The sequence below is a fragment of the Alkalihalobacillus phoenicis genome (genome assembly GCF_047302405.1).
Lineage (GTDB): Bacteria > Bacillota > Bacilli > Bacillales > Bacillaceae_D > Alkalihalobacillus.
Window position 1 is genome coordinate 3,060,380 of record NZ_CP154853.1, and the last position, 23,118, is coordinate 3,083,497.

Genomic DNA, 23,118 nt, shown 5'->3' on the forward strand with positions numbered 1-23,118 from the left:
AGGAATTCTTATGAAAAAAATCTTAATCACTGGTGCATTAGGTCAAATTGGATCAGAGCTAACAATGACTTTAAGAGATCGTTACGGGGCAAAAAATGTCATCGCAACAGACATCAATAAAAACGACAGTGATGTTGTTTACAGCGGACCATTTGAGCAATTAGATGTTACAAATGATAAAGCCTTTTTTGAAACAGCTAAAAAGCATAATGTTGACACGGTTATTCACTTAGCCGCTCTATTATCAGCAACAGCGGAACAAAAACCACTTCTAGCTTGGAACTTAAATATGGGTGGACTTGTCAATGCCTTAGAAGTTTCAAGAGAGTTGAATACACAATTTTTCACCCCAAGTTCAATCGGTGCCTTTGGTCCATCAACACCAAAGGTTCGTACACCACAAGATACGATTCAACAACCAACAACGATGTATGGTGTCAACAAAGTGTCTGGTGAGCTATTATGTAACTACTACTTCCAAAAATTTGGGGTCGATACGAGAGGGCTACGTTTCCCTGGCCTCATTTCATATGTGGCTCCTCCAGGCGGCGGCACAACTGATTATGCCGTGGAAATTTATTATGAAGCGATCAAAAAAGGTCACTATTCTTCTTACATCGGAGAAGGCACCTATATGGATATGATGTATATGCCTGATGCTTTAAATGCAATTATTAACTTAATGGAAGCAGATCCTGCTAAGCTTAAACATAGAAATTCTTTCAATGTTAGTGCGATGAGTATTGCACCTGAAGATGTAAAAGCATCCATCCAAAAATTAATGCCAGAATTCACAATGGATTACAACGTCGATCCAATCAGACAACAAATTGCCGAAAGCTGGCCAAATGCCATTGATTCAACTTGTGCCTGCGACGAATGGGGTTTCAAAGCAGAATACGATTTAGACAAAATGACAGCGGATATGCTCCTGCATTTAAATAAAAAACTGACTATGGATTCAGAAGTGACAAAAGGCGCGATTTAAGCGCCTTTTTTTATTGCCTGTGTTTACTTTCGCTTTAATATTTATTTATTCGCACCCTAATTCACACAACTCCACTTTTTCATTACCTATCACCATCTATTCCTTCTCATTTTAACGACGAATGTTCCTAAAAAGGAAATCCCCTTCCACTTGTAGAAATAGTTATAATTCAAAGGAGGCTCTAGATGTCGAATACACAATTATTAGAAATGGATAGCCAACTGTTAGAAGGGATTGGTAGCTTCTGTCTTAGAAGTAAAAAGAAGTCGAATGGATACATAAATAAGAATAAATGGCTGAACGAGCGGTTTGAAGAGGGGTTGAAATATGTACAATTAATTGAAAATAAAAAACAAGTCGGGTTTATTGAATATACAGCAAGTGAGAATTCATCTCGTGTTGTTTTTGCTGAAAACTATTTAGTCATCCATTGTTTATGGGTAAGTGAAAATGGCAAAGGCTATGGTACAAAACTCATTCAAAAATGTATTCAAGAAGCAAAAGCATCCTCCAAGAGTGGTGTGATTGTTTTAACAAACCCAGAAACCTCTTGGACACCAAGCAAAGAAATTTTTATAAAAAATCAGTTCAAACAAACGGCGATAGGTCCTCATCACTTCGAATTGCTCGTTTATCCATTAGAACAAAACGATTCAATCCCGACATTCCCTACTAATTGGGAAGAAAGAACTCAAAAATATGAGGGACTAACTATATTACGTTCGTTTCAATGCCCTTATGTTGAAATTGCTACAGAAAATATAAAAACAGCTGCAAGCACATTAGGAATCGCTGTGAATATCATCGACTTAAAAACGAGAAATCAATTAATGGAATTAGCCCCAACCCCTTATGGCATATACTCGGTTGTTTTTAAAGGAGAACTTATCTCCTTTCATCGAATAACAGTTCACACAGTTATTAAACGATTGAAAGAACTTATGTAATAAAGGAGACCAAATTAGATAGCACAAAAAGACTGCCCAGATAAAGTCGTTTCCATGACCTAATTGGGCAGCCCCGCTTATTTTCAATTAAAGAAAAGCACATTGAATAACATCTCACCTTTTATTTCAAACCATATATTTTCCAATGCTACTATAAATATAATTGCTAAAATAAATGAAGTAATTGAACAAAACACTTTATTCCTTAACCTCATACTAGAACGTTTATACAGTATAGGAATGAAATAAATAACAATCAACCAAATAACACCTTGTAAAACCCCTGCAATTAAGTCTATATAAGAGAAAGGCGGTTTAATAAATGGAGATAAAAAAAGATTTGTGAGTAACAGTAATATAAATAGGAAACATTGATACATGATAAATGCAATCTTTTTCATAAAAGAATGGACTCCGTTTCAGTTGAGCATAATTATTATTTAAATTATAAATCCTTAATGAAGAAAAAAACAGACAAAAAAGACAGATGAACCTAAATTCACCTGTCTTTTCTTAAAGCCTTTTAGAAAAACAACGATAGCACAAAGGTCATGATACAAACGATAAATAACAACATTAAGCTGTATTTTAACGTGTACTTAAAGATGGAAGATTCATTTCCTGTCTGACTAACAGCTGCTGCGGCAATGGCGATTGATTGAGGCGAAACTAATTTACCCATGACGCCTCCTGCTGTATTAGCTGCCACTAGTAAAGCTGGAGATGTTCCGATTTGTGTTCCCGTCACAACTTGTAAGCTTCCAAATAGGGCATTGTTATTAACAACAGAGCCTGTTAAGAAAACGCCAATCCACCCAAGAATAGGACTCACAAACGGGAAGAAGTTTTCTGTTTTCGCGAGCGCAATTCCTATCGATGCACTTAAACCAGAGAAATTGGACAGATTCGCAAAAGCCATAACTAAACAAATAGTGAGAATAGGCATCCACAATTCTTTAACCGTCTTTCCTAATTCTGAAAAAGTCTGCTTCGCTGATAAAGCAGGAAATAAAATGCTTGTTAGAATAATCGCGATTAAAATAGCGGTTCCTGTAGCAGAAACTAAATTTAAGTTCCAAATCGCTGTAACTGGTGTAGCCTCTGCCACAATAGGCGGGCTTTGAACAATTTGTTCGTGTAATCCTGGGATTGGAAAGCGAATCGTTGTAAAATCAAGCATTCCCCCCGGAGCAAATAAAGCCTTAAATCCAGGTAAACTCCATAAGGCGATAATCGCCGTTAAGATATAAAAAGGAGACCAAGCTACAACAATTTGTTTGAATTTATAAGATTGTAATGGCACTCGTTCTTCTGCTCCTGGCTCACGATAAATAGTTTTCGGATTCCATTTTTTCAAGAATAAGGCAAGTGCAACCATACTTAATAATGACGACAAAATATTGGCAAGTTCAGGCCCCATAAAGATGATCGTCAATGTTTGAACAATTGTATACACACCACTTACAACAAGAATAGCTGGAAAAATCTCTTTCATCCCTTTAAAACCATTTAAAATGACAATTAATAGAAACGGGACACTAAAGGAAATGACAGGTAACATCCAGGCAAGCATTCTTGACAATTCAAGCGTTTCTAATCCACCTATTTGTGCCCCTGTAATGACTGGAATCCCGATTGCCCCAAAGGCACCTGAGGCCGCATTCGCAATTAGACACAGGCCGGCAGCTTTAATTGGTTTAAAACCTAACGTCACAAGGAGGGCCGCACTTATCGCAATCGGTACTCCAAAACCGGCAGCCCCTTCAAGGAAAGCATTAAAACTAAATCCAATCAATAACAACTGTATACGATGGTCTTCTGAGATCGTTGCAATACTCCCTCGAATAATATCAAATTTCCCTGACTCCACCGCAATTTTATAAAGCCACACCGCCATAATGACGATATATCCAATTGGCCAAAGAGCATTAGCTATTCCGTTTAACATCGCGGCGAGTGCATTTAGAACTGGCATATCAAATACAAACATGGCGATAAGAGCACTAGCGGCAAGCGTTAGACCCGCCGCATAGATGGCTTTCATCTTAAATAAGGTCAAAAACAACAAGAACAGGATAATAGGCAAAGCTGCTACCAAGGCACTAAATAGTTCATTGCCTAATGGATCATATTGTTGGAACCACATGAGGTCATTTCTCCCTACGTATTAATTTAGATTTTTACACTTTTTCGATCGCTTCTCGATAAATATTTTGAACAGTTTCCACGCTATGAGTGAACTTTTCTTGCTCTTTCTCACTTAAGTTTAATTCCGTCACTTCACGAATCCCATTCCGATTCACCGTAGTTGGTACACCAATACAAACATCTTTTGCCCCATATTCACCATCAAGATACGCACTAACCGTTAATATTGCATTCTCGTCTTTTAAGATGGCTTTTGTGATTCGTACCAAGCTCATCGCAATGCCATAGTAGGTTGCTCCCTTTTTTTGAATAACATGATAAGCCGCATCACGTACATTTTCGTAAATTTCTTCAAGATCTTCCATCTTATAAGACTCATCTTGTTTTAAATACTGTGTAATCGGCATATTTCCAACGGTTGCGGTGCTCCAAACTGCAAGCGATGTATCACCATGCTCGCCCATAATATAAGCGTGTATATGACTAGTCGAGATTTTAAAATAATCACTAAGCATAAATCGTAATCTGGCTGTATCTAGAGTGGTTCCACTACCGATAACTCGGTGTCTTGGAAGGCCACTAAATTTTTGAGTCGCTTGAGTCAAAATATCAACAGGGTTTGTTGCGACCAAGATAATTCCATCAAATCCACTTTCCATCACATCATTTACAAGCCCTTTAAAAATACGAAGGTTCTTTTCGACTAGTTGAAGGCGTGTTTCTCCTGGCTTTTGATTGGCTCCCGCACAAATACAAACAATATCTGCCTCTTTACAATCACTATAATCACCAAAAGATATTTTTGTTGGATAATCTGAAAAGGCTACGGCATGGTTTAAGTCCATTACATCACCGATTGCTTTCTCTTTATTTAAATCAATAATGACTAACTCCTCGGCTATTCCTTGGTTCATCATTGAAAAAGCGTAACTGCTCCCCACAAATCCTGCTCCAATCACAACAACGCGGTTTACTTTATCCGTATTTTTCATTACAATCATCCTCTCAAAATACTTAAGATTTATTAGTGCCTTTCATTTCTGATTACAGTTTTATTATAACTTTATTCTAATAACTTGTGAAACATTTCACAAACTTTGTCATTAAATCGACATACTTATAATTCCTTTTATATACGATCTTAAACATAAAAAACGAAGCGGAAACTCGCGTGGGATTTAGTGGCTTCAAGTAAAACAAAACCGTGGAGGCTTAACCCTCCCCCTCACAAAGGGACCGAAAAGCGGGCTTGTGGTTCTGGCTTCCCCTAGAAAGTCAAGACCAATGGGTAGCAGTCTCAATTAACTTATATACAAAAATATAAGAAAAGCCTAATGAAATCACATCAGAATTTCATCAGGCCCATCTCATTTATATAAGTCTTTTATTTTTCTGCTGTCACTGGAAAATAACGCTTTTTCATCTGCGTAGAAATAATTTCTAAAACTAACGCCACTACTAATATCGAATAAGTGATGAAGCCAACCTCTCTTAAATCAAAATAAAATCCTGAAGCCATAAACAGTTCAAAGCCAATTCCACCTGCTCCGGCTGCAGCTCCCATTGCAACCGCTACGCCAAAGTTGATTTCAAACCTTAAGAATGTCCATGATAATAAGTATGTAAAGGTCGTTGGCAGAACCCCATTTTTGACCACTTGCCACCAACTCGCCCCTGTTGCCCTCAAAGCTTCCAAAATCCCTTTGTCAACTTCTTCAAAGGATTCTGAAAAAGCTTTTGTTAAATAAGCGATGGAATGAAAGAGCATACCTAATATCGCCGCTTCACTACCAAGCCCTGCGGCAATCGCAAAAATTAGCACCCAAAGTACGGTTGGGACAGCTCTAATAAAAGCCATAATCACTCGAATCATCTTTGATAGCCAAGCCTTTGATAAATTCAAAGCAGACATGAGTGCTAGAAAAAAGGCAATCACCCCACCAATAACCGTCGATAAAACGGCAAGCCCTAACGTCACGCCAATTTGATAAAAGGCCTCTCCCCAGCTGAAATGATTAAGCTGTGGTTCTAAAAACATTGTTTTGAGGTTATATAGTGTTTCAGAAATAGCCGTCGACCAGTTTAAACCAGTATAATCAAATAAAAGGAAAGCAATAATCGTACAAACGGTTAATCCTAAAATCGTCCAGTTCATAACACTTGTTATTTTATTACCAGCTTTAATGTTTATTTTTCCGTTTCTCGTACGTTTAATATAAGCTGTCTCCATTATAAAATCACCTTTCGTATTTGATTAGATGCCAGTTCAATCATAATTACCGCTATAACGATCGTCATCGTAATCAAGGCGACAGCCTCATAGTCTAGCATTTTATAATATAAATCGAACGTATAACCAATTCCCGTTCCAGTCAAAATTCCCACTAGTGTTGCACTTCGAATATTCGTTTCAACCATAAATAATGTCCAACTTATCATTTGTGGGAGACATTGGGGGAGAACGGCCTTTGAGACAATTTGAAAATAGGTCGCCCCAGAAGCTTGAAGGGCTTCAAACGCACTTTGGTCTGCTTCATCAATCGCTTCAATAAAGGCCCGTGTTAGGAACCCAACCGTCCCAACAAATAATGCTAGAAAACCAGTCATTGAATTTTGTCCAAATGAAATGAGCAAAATCAATGCCCAAGCCACAACAGGAATATTACGAGAGGCCGAGGCGATAAATCTAGCAAATACGCTCAAAGCACCATTTGTTCTCGTCGTTTTTGAGCCCATACATCCCAAGAATATCGATACTAGAGCCGCAATCGTCGTAGCCGCAATCGACATAAAAATTGTCTCAATCAATTTATCCATAATGCCTGGCAATTTTTCGAAGGCATCCGCTGTAATCATTAAATTTGAAATGATCCATTGAAAAGCAGCTGGCAATGTCGCCATTCCATCAATTAAATCAAAATTTGTCACCACAGCTGAAGCATAGCTAATCAAAATGACGGCGAAAAAGATAAGGGTACCTTGCCATTTTCGTTTCCGAATAATATTTTTATCCATCTCTTTTTCTCCCTACACTGTAATTAATTCTCTTGACTCCATTCCATATACATGTTCAATCATTGTTCGATCAAGTCTAATAGGTTTTCCATCAAAGATAACCTCGCCCTTATTCAAACCGATTATCCGGTCTGAATAATCTTGGGCAACCTCAACTTGATGTAAATTAACAAGACAAGTGATTCCTAAATCAGTCGTAATCGAACGCAGGTGATCCATAATAACTTTGGATGCATTCGGATCTAGTGAAGCAATCGGTTCATCGCATAAAATTAACTTCGGATTTTGAATCAACGCTCGGCATATCCCTACACGCTGCTGCTGTCCACCACTCAATTGGTCACAGCGTTTATACGCATGTTCTTCAATTCCCATTTGTTTCAGTAAGGAGAAGGCTTTTTCCTTCTCCTCCTCTGTAAAATGCCCTAACATCCCAGCCAATGTTGACTTATAACCAAAACGTCCATGTAACACATTCTCAATGACCGTTAACCGTGGAACGAGGTTATAATGTTGAAAAACCATTCCGATATTCGTCCGGAGCTGACGCAGTTCTTTACGCTTTAATTTCGTTACATCCAACCCATTAAATAAAATTTCACCACTATTAACTTCTACTAATCGATTCAAGCAACGTAGCAGTGTCGATTTACCTGCACCTGATGGCCCGATAATTGAGACAAACTCTCCTGCGTTAACTGAAAACTCAATGTTTTTTAACACTTGGATATTCGCTTGATACGATTTACTAATTCCGTTCACTTCAAGTAAGGCCATGTGATTCACTCCCCTTTTCTTATTCAAAATTAATTGGATAATTCACGAATAGGATCAAACCACTCATTCTCTACTTCTACAAATCTTTCTTCTGCACTTTTGAAAAATAATCCAGAATTCCCACTATCAGAAGGAACAAATATTTTTTCATTATTGGCTACCTCATCTGAAGTCATTAAATCTTTCAATTTTTGAATTTCCTCTTCACTTAGTAATTCATGGTTTACAACAAATGGAGCATTTAAGACAGGCGTTGCATGCATAATGATAAATTCCGCTTCTGGTACTGTGTTAAAGGGTTCTGCCGCCCCATCTTTTACTTGATAAATCGCACCGACCGTATTCTCTTCACCTTCAACTAATTCCACATAGTTTTCCAAGCATGAATCACAGAATGCCGCGACATCTGCTCGTCCATTTAAGAGATTAACGGCTGAACCTTGATGGGAGTTTCCGAAAAGCACCTGACTAAATAATGGGCCCCCCTCCATTAAATCTGTCTCACTTAAATCAGCAAAATCTGATTTAGGTTGATAGTGACCGAGAATATCTGCAGCTGGAACTTTAAAACCAGAAGTTGAACTATTCGAAACAAATGACATTGTTTTCTCATGAAGTGTATCTAAAGAAAACTCACCGTCCACTTTAAAATCATCTTGTTCATCCAAATTAACCGCTAACCAGCTATAATAAACGGCATCATCTAGTGTTCCAGACCCACCTGAAGTTACGACTAATGGCTTTAAATTTTCATTTCGATTTTGTGCTTCAATAAAACCTTGTGCTCCCATAAAAGCAATCGCTGAATTATTATTAACAATCGTCTCAATCGCAATCGCATAATCCGTTGTTAAATGATGATTGACGGTCTTGCCTGTTGCCTCTTCAATCATTGCCCCAATTTCATCTCGTGCTGTTTTCATATCAGAACCAGATTCATTCGGATACCATACCATATCAATTTCTCCGCTACTTTCATCCACAGCAACCTCATTTTCAGTACTTGAATCATTGGTAGTATTGTCATTACTATTAGCTGCCGTTCCCGTATTACTCTCTCCTGAACAACCGATTAATAGAAACAACCCCATCATAACCATAAAGATTAACCCATACTTTTTCATCATCACTTTTAGCCCCTTTTTAAATAAATAGTAAAATAGATTCCGTCTTAAGTTTCAAAGAATTTATAACCAACTTTATTAAAACATAATTGATTTCATTTTTTTCTATATTTACCGTTATTTAACGATAAGTATAATTCTCTTTTACATTAACTTTATTTTTAGGACTTATCAGCTCTCCAACCTCGACAGGCTTCCCATAAGAACCATGATAATCGGATCCACCTGTCATAAATAGATTGTATTTCTCACAAAGCGCTTCAACGCGAAGATGATCTTCGTTAGAATGATCAAAATGATTACGTTCAATTCCATCTAAACCAGCCTCGATTAATTCTGGAACAAATTCATAGGAATCTAACTGACCAGGATGGGCCAATACGGCCATCCCATCGTCCGCTTTGATCGCTTGAATCGCTTCGAGCGCGTCGACATAATGAATGTCACCTTTGGCCACTCCACCTTTAAATAACATTTGATAGAGCTTTTGATAGTCCCTTGAATAAAAGGACTGCATCGTCAGAGAATGCATAATATGCTGTTTGTAAATGACATTGCTCGTATTCGCATATTCAAAGATGGACTGTCGGTCTAGTTTAAAACCTGCCTTCTCAATCTGCTCCATTTGCCAGATCGAATGATGGTGTCTCCGCTCAAGCAGTGGCTTACATAATTGTTGAATATGAGTCGCCTTCTCCGTATATCCATATCCAAGAATATGGACTTTTCGGTTCCGTTGAAAATCGAAGGCCGAAATCTCTATTCCTGGAATCACTTCTATTCCGTACTGCTTTCCTAATGTTAGGGCCTCCTCCAAGCTTGCTGTTGTATCATGATCAACAAAGCTAATATGGCTAATGTCATTTTTTCTCGCTTTTTGAAGCACTTCTTCCACCGAATCAGAACCATCGGAATAATGGCTATGTACATGTAGATCGGCTCTCATATCCTTACTCCAGTAACCGTCAAACTTTTCGATTGCATATCATAGACTTTGTCACATAAACCATCCATAAACTCGAGATCATGAAAGATGCCAATAAGGGTCGTTCCTTCCTTTTTTAACTTTTCAATCATTTCCCTCACCTTTATTTTCGATTTTTTATCTAAACTTGCCGTCGGTTCATCTAACAAAAGGATTCTCGGTCGTTTCACCGTTGCAATCGCAATATTAAGCCTTAGCTTTTCCCCACCAGAAAAGGTGTTAGGATATGTATCCCATAAGGAAGAATCTAATTCAAAATGAGTTAAAATATTTTCGGCAGCTACAATCGCTTCTGCTTCTGATTTGCCCATTTCTAACGCCGATTGGATTACGAGCTCCTTTGACGTCACACGAGGCATCACATTTAAAAATTGAGAGACATATCCGATTTCATGTTTTCTTAAATAAAGAACTTGTCGTTCGCTCGCTTGAAGCAAATCAATCTTGTCAAATCGTTCTGATTCATAATAAATTTCACCTTTATCAGGTAAATAGGTTCGATAAATGCTTTTTAAGATAGTCGATTTTCCACTGCCACTTTTTCCGATAATGCCGATAAACTCTCCCGCCTCAAGCGAAAAATGAACACCTTTTGTCGCTTCAATTCGTTTATTTTGATAAGAAATAGTAAAGGATTTTCCAAAGTTTTCAATGGTTAAAATCGTCATCCGATCACTTCCTGTGCGTAAGAGTTTGTTCGATATTTCGTTTGGGTCAAAAGGACACCATTCACCATCGTCGTCGTAATCATTGGATAACCATCTTCCATTCGTTCAATGATTAAGAGATCTGCTTTTTTACCAGGTGCAATCGAACCAAGTTCGTGCTCAAGGTTAACAGCTTTAGCAGGATTTAGTGTAACCATACGAAACATCTCCGCTAAATTCTGCCCATGTGTTTCATGAAGAGTAAAAACCGCGTGTAGGAGAGCAGATGGATAGTAGTCACTACATAAAATATCCGCATATTGATGCCTGATTGCTTCACTAGCTGATAAATTTCCAGAATGCGAGCCACCTAACATCACATTTGGCGCACCAACAATCGTTAATAACCCTTCTTCTTTTGCCTTTTTAGCAACCTCAAGCGTAATCGGAAATTCACTGATCGTCGTTCCGAACTCCTTTACCACCGTAATCTTTTGTTCATTGTCATCATCATGGGAAGCAACCGCAATCCCTTGTTGAATCGCAAATTCAGCAACCTCCTTCATATGCTCGACCGTCATTACAGTTGCCTCTTGCCTTTCTGAAATAATTTGGTCAAGCTCTTCATTAGATACATCACGATATCCACGTAAAGTATCCCGATACATTTCTATATTTCGGTATTGTCCTTGACCTGGTGTATGGTCCATAAAGGAGAGAAGATGAATTTTTCCATCCTTGATGTTTTGTTTCAGTTGTTCAATTTCTAATAAATTATCAATCTCAAATCGTGCATGAAGTCTGTGGCGAATCAAATGAGGATTATGATGCGTTTTATGAATCGCATCGACAAGCTTCTGCACATTTTCTGGATAGCGCATCGGCTTATGAGTAAACACATCTTCACGGTAAAAGGACAACGAATGAAACATCGTCGTAATCCCATTGCCAATTAAGATTTTTTCCGCTTCTCTTAAACTAGTATCGACATCCATCATACTAGTCGGCCTTGGAGAGACAATCGATTCAATATAATCTGAATGAATATCAATAAATCCAGGAGTGATATACCCTCCGTTTGCATCAATACAAGTTGCATTTGGATAGTGTTCGAGCTCTCTTTCATCAATAACAGCTGTAATTAAATCATCCTTCACAACAACGGCATACCCTTCTAAAATGGTATCCTCCGTTACGACTAACCCATTGCAAATAATATACATATGACCACTCCTTCTATAACAAAGAATAAACAAGCTGTTGAGTATAAGAATGTTGTGGATCCTCTAAAACTTGGTCGGTTAAGCCTTCTTCAATAATCGCTCCATTTAACATCACTATCGTACGATCGGCGAGCATTTTGATGACGGCTAAATCATGGGAAACGACTAACATTCTAATTCCTAAATCTCTTTGAATTTGTTTAATTAAATCCAAAACACTTGCTTGAACCGATAAATCAAGTCCAGTCGTCACTTCATCTAAAAATAAAATCGGCGGATTATTGGAAAGGGCCTTGGCGATTTGAACACGCTGCTGCATCCCCCCCGAAAAGTTTTTTGGCTCTTCTTTTCTACGATTAAGGGGGATTTGTACATTTTCCAAAAGCATCGCCCCAATCTTCTCCATTTCGGAAACATTCCTTAGGCCGGCTGCGATTAATTTTTCTGCAATGTTTCCAATCGAGGAAATATCCATTTTTAACCCACGTACTGGATTTTGATAGACCATCCCATAATGATGGTTTCGAATAAACCTTTTTTGCTGAGCCGATAAGGAAAATAAATTCATCGCTTGCCATTCCTCTGCTTGAATATGAGCTTCTCCACTCGTAACTTCTAAATCAAAATATAAACATTGCATCAGCGTCGACTTTCCACTACCACTTTCACCGACCACCCCAAGAATTTCACCTGGATACAAATCAAAGGAAACATTTTGGCAAGCATAAACCGTTCCACAAGTAGGGCAATAATTTTTTTCTAAGATGCGGTTGCTCACATCGGAGCAACTGGGGCACCCTTCCCCAAATTGCTTCTCTAGATTCCGTACAGACAAGCTTGGCTTCTCAAACATAATTTTTTCAGCCTCCACTTCTTTTTGTTCATTTAAACGCTCTAAACAAAAGCTCGTATCATTACACTGATAGATCGTCTCATTCGTTACGGAATCTTGTAACTCGTCTAAAAAAATATCTTCGGCCCCACATAAACGGCACGATTTTCCTGGGAATGATTCAACGGAAAACGGGTAATCCTCAAACGCCAATGAGTGAACATTTGTATACGGAGGAACAGCATAAATCTTTTTCTCTCTTCCTGCCCCAAGTAAAATAAGAGCATCCGACTGATACATTTTCGGATTATCAAATCTCGGAATTGGGCTCGGAGCCATCACATAACGGTTGTTTACATAAACGGGATGATCCGCCCCTGTCGATGTTCTTCCATACTTCATAATTTGCTCAAATAACATTAACCATGCTCCACTATATTCCTCTTCCGCATGAAGAATTTTCGTTTGATGTTCCTTCGCTTCGACATTTCGTAACGGTTCAGGTGCAGGCACTTGTAAAACGAGAATTTGATCCTCTGTCAGTGGAACTTCAGGAATACGATGTCTTGATTGAATAATCGAAGCCTCGTCTGTTTGCTCGGTTATATCGACGCCGGTTGTTAAATGAACGAGCTTTTTAATATTAATCGCATTAACCGATTCATCTGCCCCTTGGTCAATCACCTTTAACGTATCCGTTTTTCCGATAATCGATAGAGTGATTTGCAATCCCCCCGTTCCCCAACCACGAGCAATTGGCATTTCTCTTGAGGCAAAAGGAACTTGATAACCTGGGATCGCAACAGCTTTTAATAACGCTCTTCGAATTTCCCTTTTCGATCCTTCATCAAAAAAAGCAAAATGATGATTAGTTTTCACGCTCATTTCCTCCTTTTTTAATCTCTCGTAAACTATCTAATTTAGATTGGAAAGTGACATAATGAGGAAGCTTTAAATGTGAAATAAACCCCGTTGACTCGACCGAATCAATATGTAACAAAACAAACTCCTCATCATGGGTTGGAAACGACGCTTCAGGATGTTCTAGACACTGATCCAAAATACTCATCGCAATCGCTTTTGTTTCATTTTGACCAAAGCACATACCATACCCTATTTCAAATTGTAGTTCTTCTTTTTTAGCTTTATTTTTAACCTTAACCGGAACAAAGGACTCGACCTCCGTAACCGTAACCTCCCCTAAGTAATAATCTTCATTAGGATCGGTCCCGACCTCCATTGGATGTGAGACATAAACAGGAACTTCTCCGACCCTCACCTCTCCTACATTGGGGTGAACTTGACCATACCCTCGTAAGGAGGCATACCCTAATGAGGTCACCGCACCGGTTTGTCCACGTGTTAAAGTTTGCAATTTGGCACTTCTTGGTGCTGGAAATGTGATGCTTTGTTTCGTAATATCAAAAGGGGCTTCATTGTTTTTTTCATAACTTGGAAATAAACCCTCTGCGCGTAAATACTCGACAACTTTCGGAAAATATTCGACCTCATTAGCTGACTGAGCATTATCCCATTGACCTCGAAATACTTTTAGCCATTCACTATTTTCAACCATATCTTCCTTTAACAAATCAAAATTAAGGAGTCGATGGGTATAATCATTTGTGGCCCCTAACAATTGACCCCCTGGTATATCCTTAAAACTAGCGGAAATTCTTCTCCTTACAAACATTTCATCTGTCTCAATCGTTTCACTAAAATAGAGACGCGGTAAGGTTGAACGATGGGCTCTCATGAGAAAAACCGCCTCTTCCATACTTCCTTGCGCTTGTTTAATCGCAAGGGCTGTTAATTCTGGTGAATACAAGCTACTTTCCGACATGATTTGATCAATTAACGGTTTCATCGTCGCTAAAATCGTCTGAACTTCAATCATCTCTTCCTCTTTTAAGCGCTCATATCGAATGCGCTGAATCGAGGCTTCAATCGCATTCGTCCCACCTTTAACCGCTACATAACCCATTCGCTCACCTTCTCTTCTACTTTTGTTGTTCTCGGAATACAAACGAGGTTCCCATACTGGTCGGCAAAAATCATATCGATTCCGAGCGGATACTCTTTCACTTTTTCAGAGCGTCCTTTCCAAATATTAGACATACCAGCTATTTCGATATCTTTTACCGCTTTAATTCCTGGTCCTTTTAATTGCAGCTGACGATGAGAAGAAATCGATTCAATTTCAAAGACCCAAGTCGCCGCCTGATCGGGATCGATTAACGTTCCAATCTTACATTCCGATAAAGCACGTTTTATAATGGACTCATCACAACCCTTTAGCACGATAATAAAATCAGCCTGAGCGACTTCTGTATATTTTGCTAACGTATAAGCCGAAATTTTATTTTTTATCTCATCCGTCTCCTCTGACAAAACGGTATAGCTGACTTCAGAATCTAGCAAAGTTAAAATCGTTAACCAGGTTGGCAACGAGCACGGATATTCATGTTGTTTATAATCAGAATCAGCTTTTAACACATTCGTTATCGTTCCTGGACGCGACATTCCTTTAAGAATTTCTCTAAACACTCTTTGCAAATCATGGACCTCATCGATTTTTAACATAGTCGTTAGCCTCCATTAATCTATATCCATCGTTTCAAAGTTAACTTTTGTTTGAAATAATTGATGCTGTTCCTTTGCTCGATCCCTCTCTATTTTCTTCTCTTCTAACAAAAGCTTATCGTTCCATCCTTTTGTCTCTTCAAGTTCTAGAACATAAGCCGCATCAATAATCGCTAAGTGCTGAGCGAAGTCTTGAACATCTCCCATCGCTAAGCCAATCCCAATAGCTCCTTGAACTTCCACTTTGGCCTCAGACATTAAAACCTCTCCTAAATAGAAAAGGGAATTTTGAGCGGTTTCCCTCACCTTCACCATCGTCAATCCAATCCTCGGCTCAACGACCTGTTGCCATTTATATTTGTCTGTAATTTCTTTAGCCATTTCTTTAGCTAGTATCGGCTCCCCTTCAATAAGGATTTTTGTCCTTCTTCTTCTCTTCATTTTGATCCCCTCCTTGTTAATTCGATCATAACTTGGCGCCAGGCTAATGAACGTTAAGGGTTTCATAACATTCCGTAAACTTTATGGATGAAACGTTAATAATATTTACTTTTTGTGAAGTTACTCTTTTATCCATAAGAAAAAGCCACCCATAAGGATGACTTTGATTATGTATCTGCTGATAATTTATATTTAAACTTATCACTCCGGTACGAGATTTTCGTATACTCTAGCAGCTTTCCCGTCTGCTCATCGACCGTATTGCTCTCTAATAAAATAAGCGGAATCATACTTGGCATGTTAAGAAGTTCTTGTTCGGCAGCCGTAGGGTAAACGATACTTAATAACGATTTACTACTTGTAAAATGGGTATATCCGAATTGACGATAATACGAAAACATCGAGGTAATCATAGGTCCATCTTTTTCAATCAACGGAAAAGTACGATCACTCACATAAGAACGATGAATGGCTAATGGCTGCTCATCAATAAAACGAACTCTCGCCACCTCATAAATCGAATTCTCCTCACGAACCTCAAGCTCCTGATACAGCCCCTCATCAAATTCCATCTTTTTAAAAACGATATTTTCCGTTCGTAACGAATACCCAGCTTGCTTCATTTTATCGGAAAAGCTTTCTTCACCGGTTAAATGTAAATGGATTAAGGAAGCTGGTTCTCTCACATACCTCCCCTTTCCTTTTTTCGCCACAATATTACCACGAAGTTCTAGTTGAATTAAAGCATTTCGAACCGTCAAACGTGGAACATCAAATCGATCAGCGAGCTCATTTTCAGAAGGCAACTTCTCCAAAGGAAGAACCTCTTTTCCCGCAATCATATTATTGATCTCATCAATAATTAAACTTTCCTTACTAGGTTTCATTCATTCCACCCTCTCAAATAAAAGAGTTACATATTGTTATTGTAGAACTAGAAACCTATAATGAAAAGCCGATAGTTAGATTTATTGCAATTTGGTAGAGCGAGAGGGCGTGGACGGCGTTACTCTACCAATTCCACAATCATCTCAATCTCAACCGGTGTATGGAATGGCAATGAATTACTTGAAATGGCTGAGCGTGCATGCTTTCCCTTCTCTCCTAACATTTCAATAAGAAGATTAGATGCGCCATCTATCACATGTGGTTGGTCAGCAAACTCGTTTGTGGAATTAACAAATCCAAGTACTTTCACGATTTGTTTAATAGAATCTAGGCTTCCGGTATGCTGTTTGACGGCGGCTAATAGATTCATCATCACAATTCGGGCAGCCTTTTGTCCTTCCTCCACATTAAGGTCCTTGCCTAACTTCCCTTTATAAACTAGCTCCCCATTCAGGCGACAATCTTGTCCTGCGGTGAATAATAGATTCCCCACTTGTTTGACTGAAACGTACCCATTCATCGGATTATTTGGTGTCGGCAATTCTAATCCTAAATCTTTTATTCGTTCTTCAACTGTCATTTTTTAGTCCTCCTCAAATCATTTAATTCACATTCTAACGATAAAAAATGAAAAAGGTCAATCGTTTCCCGAAAATTCTAAACAAAAAGAAAGTCATAAAATCTATCAAAGCGTTCATTAATTCTTCGTGAACGGTTTAATCATTTAAAGTGATAAGATGCTTGTAACAAATAAAAGGGGGCGTCGTACATTGAGTTCTTCCATATCTTACAAAATTGAATTAAAAAACGTTTCGAAAAGATTTTCTTCTAAAGGGAAAGAGGTCACCGCTGTAGATAGTGTGGATATGAAAATTCCTGATCATAAATTTATTAGCATCATTGGTCCTAGCGGCTGCGGAAAATCAACGCTATTTAATATTATTTCGGGCCTGGATGAACCAACCGACGGCGAACTTATAATTGATGGAACTAATGTCAATGGCGAAACTGGACTTGTAGGTTACATGCTACAAAAAGATCTCCTTTTGCCTTGGAGAACGATTTTAGACAATGTCATATTAGGGATGGAAATTATAAAAGTACCTAAAGTTGAGGCGAAAAAAATCGCTTTGCCACTACTCGAAAAATATGGACTTAAAGGTTTTGAAAATAGCTATCCCTCTCAACTATCCGGCGGAATGAGACAACGTGCTGCCTTGCTTCGGACCGTGCTCTACAATCGAGATGTTGTTTTATTAGATGAACCCTTTGGAGCGCTTGATGCCCAAACAAGAGCCAACATGCAGGAATGGTTACTCGACTTGTGGGATGACTTTCAAAAAACAATATTATTTGTCACTCATGATATTGATGAAGCGATTTATTTATCAGATGAAATTTATATTATGACGGCAAGACCAGGCAAAGTGAAACATCAACTTAAAGTAGACTTGCCAAGACCAAGAAAACCGACGATCACGACTTCACCTGATTTTATTCGTTTAAAAGAAGAAGCCCATGCCTTATTGTCACAGGAAGTGATTAAGAGTCAAAGAGCTGGAGCCTAAAAGGAGGTTACAAAAGTGTCTGAACAAATAAAGTTTGTTAGTGAAATTCCACTCCCTAAAAAGACATCAGTTAAACAAAGGAAACGAAAAAGAGTCAATTGGTCATCCATTGATAAAGAGCCTTCTGAATGGTCCTTACAGCTTGGTCGTTTAGCGGTTTTCTTGATTTTTATTGCTTTATGGGAACTTAGTGCAAGACTTGGTTGGATCAATTCCTTCTTTTGGAGTATGCCTTCTGAAATTTTTGCCACTTGGATCATCATTGCTCAAGATGGCTCCGTTTGGTATGACACCTTTTATACATTCCAATCAACCATATATGGATTTGTTATTGGAACATTAGGTGGTGCTGCTATCGGCTTATCTTTTTGGTGGTCCAAATATTATGCCAAAGTTGCTGAACCGTTTTTAATCATCTTTGAAGCAATGCCGAAATTAGCTCTCGCTCCAATTGTCGTGTTAATTTTTGGAATTGGACTTAGCTCTAAAATTGCGATGGCAATCGCCATTACGATTATTATTACAACACTCACGACCTATAACGGCATGAAGCAAATTGATAAAGATTTAATTCGAATGATTTTTTCACTCGGTGCATCCAAATGGCAAGTGTTTACAAAGGTCGTTGTTCCGTGGACAATGCCCGCCATTATTTCTGCCCTTCGAATTAACATCGGACTTGCCTTAACAGGAGCAATAGTTGGGGAATATATTGGCTCCTCTCATGGGTTAGGACGAATGATTTTCTATGCAGGTCAAACATATGAAATCTCCCTTATCTGGGCGGGAATTTTTAACCTATCGTTATTATCTATTATTCTTTACCTTTTTGTTTCTTGGCTTGAAAAGCGATTGTTACAAGGAATTTTACACAAATAGAAAGGGTGGTCTTCTTATGAAAAAATCGGTTCTTTCATTCATTTTTTTTAGTATAGTGCTCTTTTTAACTGCTTGTGGTTCTTCAAATGAAGGAAACACAAATGCAGCAGACTCAAATTCAGACAAAGATGTTCCCACTTTAGTCCTTGCGGAGCCATTGCGCAACTTTGGTTATTTACCTCTATATGTTGCTGTTAATCAAGGTTTTTTTGAAGAAGTCAATATTGAAATTACGACTCTTTCTGGTGGTAGTGCTCATACAAATGCCGTGTTAACTGGTGAAGCATGGGCTTTTATCGGTGGCCCTGAACATAACGCTTTTGCCAAAGCAAAAAATGCTGATATTCGAGCCATCATTAATGTCGTGAACCGCGGGAATGTTTATGCCGTTGCCAAAGAAGGACTAACACCTGGTGAAGATATTGCCGAGTTTGTGAAAGGAAAAACGATCGTCACCAACCCGTACGGTTCCACTCCAAACTCCATCACTCGCTATTTATTAAATGAGTGGGGATTAGACGCAGACCGAGATGTAACTTTACTTGAAGTCGATCAATCCTCTATCCCTAGCGTTATCAGTGAAGGTGGCGGTGAGATTGCGATTTTAGCAGACCCCATTTTACAACAAGGTCTGGATGAAGGCATTTGGGGTGAACCATTTTACAGCATCCCAGAACAATTAGGAGAATATGCTTATTCGACCATTAACGTTCAATTAGAAACAATTGAAGAACATCCAGAGCAAGTAGAAGCTTTTATAAAAGGAATGAAAAAAGGTCTTGCTTTTATTGAAAGCAACCCAGAAGAAACACTTGAAATTGCGAGTAGCGAGTTTCCAACGATGGATGAGGCCCTACTGGAAGCGATGTTAGAGCGGGCTATTTTAGACCAGCATTGGTCAACAACCGGTGAAATTGCGGAAGAATCAATTGAAACCAATTTAAAAATTGTTGAACATGCCGAAATGCTTGAACCTGGAAAAATTTCTTATGAAGACATCGTCGACAACTCATTTTTAGATAACTAAGGAGGAATTTTGATGAAAAAAGTATGGGATGATTTTTTAACAGAACGTGACAAACGAGTATTTGGAGATGCAGGATATGGACAGACTTCTGGATTAGGTGCCAAACCTGCCCTCTTGATTATCGATGTTAGTTATGATTTTTGTGGACATAAGCGTGAACCGATTGAAGAATCAATTAAAACATGGAATTTAAGCTGTGGTGAGGAAGCGTGGGATGCCATTGAACATACTCAAACTTTAATCGCTCATGCTCGTAAAAAACGAATTCCGATTATTTATACGACTGGATTTGATCCACGTCCTGATAACTTCGACCGTGGTGGCTGGGTATTAAAAAACACACGTATGAAACAAACACAAGGAGTCCCTGGTTTCCGTGGAAATGATATTGTCGCAGAAATTGCTCCTGAACCGACTGATTTATTGGTAGAAAAGTTAAAACCAAGTGCCTTCCATGGAACAAACCTTATGACACATTTAATAAATTTAGGTGTCGACTCCCTGATCGTTACTGGTACAACAACAAGTGGTTGCGTTAGAGCTTCTGTCGTCGATGCCTTTTCCTTTAATTACCGAGTAGGAATTGTGGAAGAATGTACCTTTGATCGTGGTGAAGCTTCCCACGCTTTAGCCCTTTACGACATGCGAGCAAAATACGCCGATATCCTGTCGCTAACTAACACGCTTGACTATATGGATACATTAGAGACAGGAATTTATGATGACAAGATCGCCTTTGCTAAAGTCGATGAAGAAGTGATAACAAAATAAAGAAATGCCAACAGGTCTGGAGTTTTCCAGGCCTTATTTTTCAAGAGCTGGCTCTAGGACAATTTCTAGATCCTCTTTCAGCTAGCCATTCTTGCGTTCCTATCTATCACTCTAATTATTCATGAAAGAAAAAGAAACATTCATGTAGAGATTTGAATAGTGAAAATCAACGAAAGATAATCTGACAACATTAAATAAAACGAGGGCAAATCGTTATATGATGTTAAAAACAAAAGGTTGAAGGAGGAATACTCATTGGATAAATTAGACCTAGAACTTTTTATGTCCCTAGCAACAACAAGAAGCATTAATCAGCTCTCTTTTACTTATCCACTTTCCTACTCAACTATTATGAAACGTCTGCAACAGCTTGAAGATGAAGTTGGGACAAAATTATTTACGAAAACGAGCAACGGAACTGAGTATACGATCGCCGGAAGAAAATTTTATTATTTTGCTTATAAAAGCTTACTGACTTTAAATGAAGGAATTAAAATTACACAAGACCATTTTGAAGATACAACTGATGTCTTTCAGTTCGGAGTGACTCACCCTGTCATGGGTCTGATCTCCCCAATTTTACAGCCAATGATGGAGAAACAAAAACATTATAAACATTGGAGAATTCGACTTAATTCCTCCATTGAGCTCCCCATGCTTACGAGCTGTGAAGTCATTCAAATGGCGATTGTCCATCAAAATGATTATTTACCAGACAACCTAAAATCAATTGAACTCTTTAATGAACCGATTCATTTAGTCGGTCCTAAAACAAACGAAGAAATAAAAGACCCAAGCTATTTGTTAAAAGATGCTTGTTTTATCATTCCTCAACGCGGCTACCCTTTAAGAGAACTGATTGAAGAGCATGTTTTTCGTGCATTGAAAATACGCCCCAAACAAATCATTGAAATCGAAAATTTTTGGGATATTAAGACTCTCGTCCGAGCTGGTGTTGGTTACACTCTGTTACCACGTTCTAGCCTCTGGTTAGACACATCCCAATTATCAATCTACCAAATTTATCAAAACCAAATCAGACAGCACTTTTATCTCATTTATCCAGAACGTTTAGAGGAAGAGCAAAATGAAATGATAGATTTTATCACGACAAACTTTCAAAAACAAGTAGATTTCTTTCGCGAGCAAGAGGATCTTCTTTTTATATAAGATGAGAATTTAGTTGAAATTTATATCAATATACAAGGAAGGATTGGATTGAGTTCCTCTTCTCTTTTTTAGACAGCATCCCTGGCCAACGACACTCTGATTCAGTTTCCAATTTTCACAAAACAAAAAACGAAGCAATCAGAAAGAACTTTCTGACACTTCGCTTTTTTATTTCTAGGGAAATGTTCAAGTAAAATCAAACTCCAACCGAAACTTTGTTGAGAGGTTTCCCTTTTACAGGCATTTCACATAAAAAAACCGAACCCGCTAAAGGTTTTTCCATCAAGCTCTCGTCACTTAGACCTATACGAGCAGTTGTAATAAAGAGGGTATCGTAATTTGGTCCACCAAACGTACAACTCGTTACTTGGTCCGCTTCTACCTCTATCCGATCGATAACTTCCCCTTTTTGAGGATTGACACAAAGAACCGTTCCCCCACCCCACATTGAAATCCATAAATCCCCACTCGCATCAATGGTCATTCCATCTGGATAGCCCTTTTCAGATGATAAATCGATTACTGACTCCGCCTCGCGTAATGAGACAGTCTCCTGATTGAAAGTTTGGGCAAATACTTTTTGGGTGGGCGTATCAATAAAATACATCAGAGACAGCTCTTCATTCCATGCAAGTCCATTCGAAATGGTCATGCCAACTCTTGCCTCAATTAGATTATTCTTATCACTCAAAACATAAAGAGAAGCGACTTCAGTTTCATTCCCTTCGCACATTGAACCAATCCAATACCGGCCAAAAGGATCACATTTCCCATCATTAAAACGCATCCACTTTTTTGCTGGAATTGCAGCTATTTTTCTAGACTGTTCTCGTTTTGTGTCAAAGATAACGAGCTCATTTCCAGTCGAAATAAGCCACTCTTGCCCATTTACTTTTCCTACACTCGTGACAGGATGTGAAAAAGGAAACTTTTTTATTTGCCTAGTTTCCGGTTCTAAGAATAACAATTGCTGTTGCTTAATATCAACAAACACCAGTTGCTTTGACTCTTCATCCCATATCGGACCTTCTAAAAGTTCTCCGCTATGTTCCCAAAGTAATTGAGCTTTCATTATTCCCCTCTCCTTTTGACGATCATTGTTCGG

The 23,118-nt window shown here is 38.5% G+C and carries 23 protein-coding genes and 1 pseudogene; 7 read left to right on the plus strand and 17 right to left on the minus strand.

The features are described from left to right. Positions 1–10 precede the first annotated feature (10 nt). The gene (locus AA0017_RS14505; RefSeq protein ID WP_413375498.1) at positions 11–988 is read left to right on the plus strand and encodes an L-threonine 3-dehydrogenase; all 978 of its coding nucleotides are present in this window, start codon (positions 11–13) and stop codon (positions 986–988) included. Between the two features lie 185 nt (positions 989–1,173). Next, positions 1,174–1,935, plus strand: a complete 762-nt coding sequence (locus tag AA0017_RS14510) for a GNAT family N-acetyltransferase (protein ID WP_413375499.1) — start codon at positions 1,174–1,176, stop codon at positions 1,933–1,935. A 523-nt stretch (positions 1,936–2,458) separates the two neighbouring features. Here AA0017_RS14510 and AA0017_RS14515 read toward each other — a convergent pair. The 16 genes and pseudogenes from AA0017_RS14515 to AA0017_RS14590 form a co-directional block, all read right to left on the minus strand. After that, positions 2,459–4,081, minus strand: coding sequence for a lactate permease LctP family transporter (locus AA0017_RS14515; RefSeq protein WP_413375501.1), 1,623 nt, complete (start codon positions 4,079–4,081; stop codon positions 2,459–2,461). Between the two features lie 34 nt (positions 4,082–4,115). Then, positions 4,116–5,075, minus strand: a complete 960-nt coding sequence (locus AA0017_RS14520) for an L-lactate dehydrogenase (RefSeq protein ID WP_413375503.1) — start codon at positions 5,073–5,075, stop codon at positions 4,116–4,118. 392 nt (positions 5,076–5,467) lie between these two features. After that, complete coding sequence (locus AA0017_RS14525; RefSeq protein WP_413375505.1) at positions 5,468–6,313, minus strand: ABC transporter permease subunit; 846 nt, start codon at positions 6,311–6,313, stop codon at positions 5,468–5,470. Then, positions 6,313–7,098 carry a phosphonate ABC transporter, permease protein PhnE gene (gene phnE, locus AA0017_RS14530; protein WP_413375506.1) on the minus strand — a complete coding sequence of 262 codons (786 nt, stop codon included), beginning with the start codon at positions 7,096–7,098 and terminating at the stop codon, positions 6,313–6,315. Before phnE ends, AA0017_RS14525 begins: the two co-directional genes overlap by 1 nt. 12 nt (positions 7,099–7,110) lie before the next feature. Continuing rightward, a complete protein-coding gene (phnC, locus tag AA0017_RS14535; protein ID WP_413375508.1) occupies positions 7,111–7,875 on the minus strand; it encodes a phosphonate ABC transporter ATP-binding protein in 765 nt (254 codons plus the stop codon). Positions 7,876–7,904: 29 nt separating this feature from the next. Next, on the minus strand, positions 7,905–9,002 hold the full coding sequence (locus AA0017_RS14540; protein WP_413375510.1) for a PhnD/SsuA/transferrin family substrate-binding protein: 1,098 nt from the start codon (positions 9,000–9,002) through the stop codon (positions 7,905–7,907). Between the two features lie 118 nt (positions 9,003–9,120). Next, positions 9,121–9,945 (minus strand): PHP domain-containing protein, encoded by an 825-nt coding sequence (locus AA0017_RS14545; protein ID WP_413375512.1) that lies wholly within the window; start codon positions 9,943–9,945, stop codon positions 9,121–9,123. Beyond that, positions 9,942–10,652 carry a phosphonate C-P lyase system protein PhnL gene (gene phnL / locus AA0017_RS14550; protein ID WP_413375514.1) on the minus strand — a complete coding sequence of 237 codons (711 nt, stop codon included), beginning with the start codon at positions 10,650–10,652 and terminating at the stop codon, positions 9,942–9,944. Before phnL ends, AA0017_RS14545 begins: the two co-directional genes overlap by 4 nt. After that, the gene (gene phnM / locus AA0017_RS14555) at positions 10,649–11,854 is read right to left on the minus strand and encodes a phosphonate metabolism protein PhnM (RefSeq protein WP_413375516.1); all 1,206 of its coding nucleotides are present in this window, start codon (positions 11,852–11,854) and stop codon (positions 10,649–10,651) included. Before phnM ends, phnL begins: the two co-directional genes overlap by 4 nt. Before the next feature lie 13 nt (positions 11,855–11,867). After that, positions 11,868–12,707: an ATP-binding cassette domain-containing protein gene (locus AA0017_RS14560; protein WP_413382610.1), complete on the minus strand. Its 840-nt coding sequence runs from the start codon at positions 12,705–12,707 to the stop codon at positions 11,868–11,870. Positions 12,708–12,713: 6 nt separating this feature from the next. Beyond that, positions 12,714–13,571 (minus strand): annotated as a pseudogene (locus AA0017_RS14565) (alpha-D-ribose 1-methylphosphonate 5-phosphate C-P-lyase PhnJ); the annotation flags it as partial. Beyond that, complete coding sequence (locus tag AA0017_RS14570; protein WP_413375518.1) at positions 13,555–14,670, minus strand: carbon-phosphorus lyase complex subunit PhnI; 1,116 nt, start codon at positions 14,668–14,670, stop codon at positions 13,555–13,557. The gene AA0017_RS14570 and the pseudogene AA0017_RS14565, both read right to left, overlap by 17 nt. Next, positions 14,658–15,269 carry a phosphonate C-P lyase system protein PhnH gene (gene phnH / locus AA0017_RS14575; RefSeq protein WP_413375520.1) on the minus strand — a complete coding sequence of 204 codons (612 nt, stop codon included), beginning with the start codon at positions 15,267–15,269 and terminating at the stop codon, positions 14,658–14,660. The genes AA0017_RS14570 and phnH overlap by 13 nt, the downstream gene beginning before the upstream one ends. A 15-nt stretch (positions 15,270–15,284) precedes the next feature. After that, on the minus strand, positions 15,285–15,710 hold the full coding sequence (gene phnG / locus AA0017_RS14580; protein WP_413375522.1) for a phosphonate C-P lyase system protein PhnG: 426 nt from the start codon (positions 15,708–15,710) through the stop codon (positions 15,285–15,287). Between the two features lie 167 nt (positions 15,711–15,877). Beyond that, the gene (locus AA0017_RS14585) at positions 15,878–16,597 is read right to left on the minus strand and encodes a GntR family transcriptional regulator (RefSeq protein WP_413375524.1); all 720 of its coding nucleotides are present in this window, start codon (positions 16,595–16,597) and stop codon (positions 15,878–15,880) included. 119 nt (positions 16,598–16,716) lie between these two features. Then, positions 16,717–17,178 (minus strand): RidA family protein, encoded by a 462-nt coding sequence (locus tag AA0017_RS14590; RefSeq protein ID WP_413375526.1) that lies wholly within the window; start codon positions 17,176–17,178, stop codon positions 16,717–16,719. A gap of 202 nt (positions 17,179–17,380) precedes the next feature. On the opposite strand from AA0017_RS14590, the gene AA0017_RS14595 reads away from it, so the two are divergent. The 5 genes from AA0017_RS14595 (at position 17,381) to AA0017_RS14615 (ending at position 22,013) form a co-directional block, all read left to right on the plus strand. Continuing rightward, positions 17,381–18,166 (plus strand): ABC transporter ATP-binding protein, encoded by a 786-nt coding sequence (locus tag AA0017_RS14595; protein ID WP_413382613.1) that lies wholly within the window; start codon positions 17,381–17,383, stop codon positions 18,164–18,166. Positions 18,167–18,181: 15 nt separating this feature from the next. Next, complete coding sequence (locus AA0017_RS14600) at positions 18,182–19,045, plus strand: ABC transporter permease (RefSeq protein ID WP_413375528.1); 864 nt, start codon at positions 18,182–18,184, stop codon at positions 19,043–19,045. 16 nt (positions 19,046–19,061) lie between these two features. Further along, positions 19,062–20,072 carry an ABC transporter substrate-binding protein gene (locus tag AA0017_RS14605; RefSeq protein ID WP_413375530.1) on the plus strand — a complete coding sequence of 337 codons (1,011 nt, stop codon included), beginning with the start codon at positions 19,062–19,064 and terminating at the stop codon, positions 20,070–20,072. A 12-nt stretch (positions 20,073–20,084) separates the two neighbouring features. After that, the gene (locus AA0017_RS14610; RefSeq protein WP_413375532.1) at positions 20,085–20,843 is read left to right on the plus strand and encodes an isochorismatase family protein; all 759 of its coding nucleotides are present in this window, start codon (positions 20,085–20,087) and stop codon (positions 20,841–20,843) included. 255 nt (positions 20,844–21,098) lie between these two features. Further along, positions 21,099–22,013, plus strand: a complete 915-nt coding sequence (locus tag AA0017_RS14615) for a LysR family transcriptional regulator (RefSeq protein WP_413375534.1) — start codon at positions 21,099–21,101, stop codon at positions 22,011–22,013. Between the two features lie 196 nt (positions 22,014–22,209). Here AA0017_RS14615 and AA0017_RS14620 read toward each other — a convergent pair whose 3' ends face one another. Next, complete coding sequence (locus AA0017_RS14620) at positions 22,210–23,085, minus strand: SMP-30/gluconolactonase/LRE family protein (protein ID WP_413375536.1); 876 nt, start codon at positions 23,083–23,085, stop codon at positions 22,210–22,212. Between the last annotated feature and the right edge of the window lie 33 nt (positions 23,086–23,118).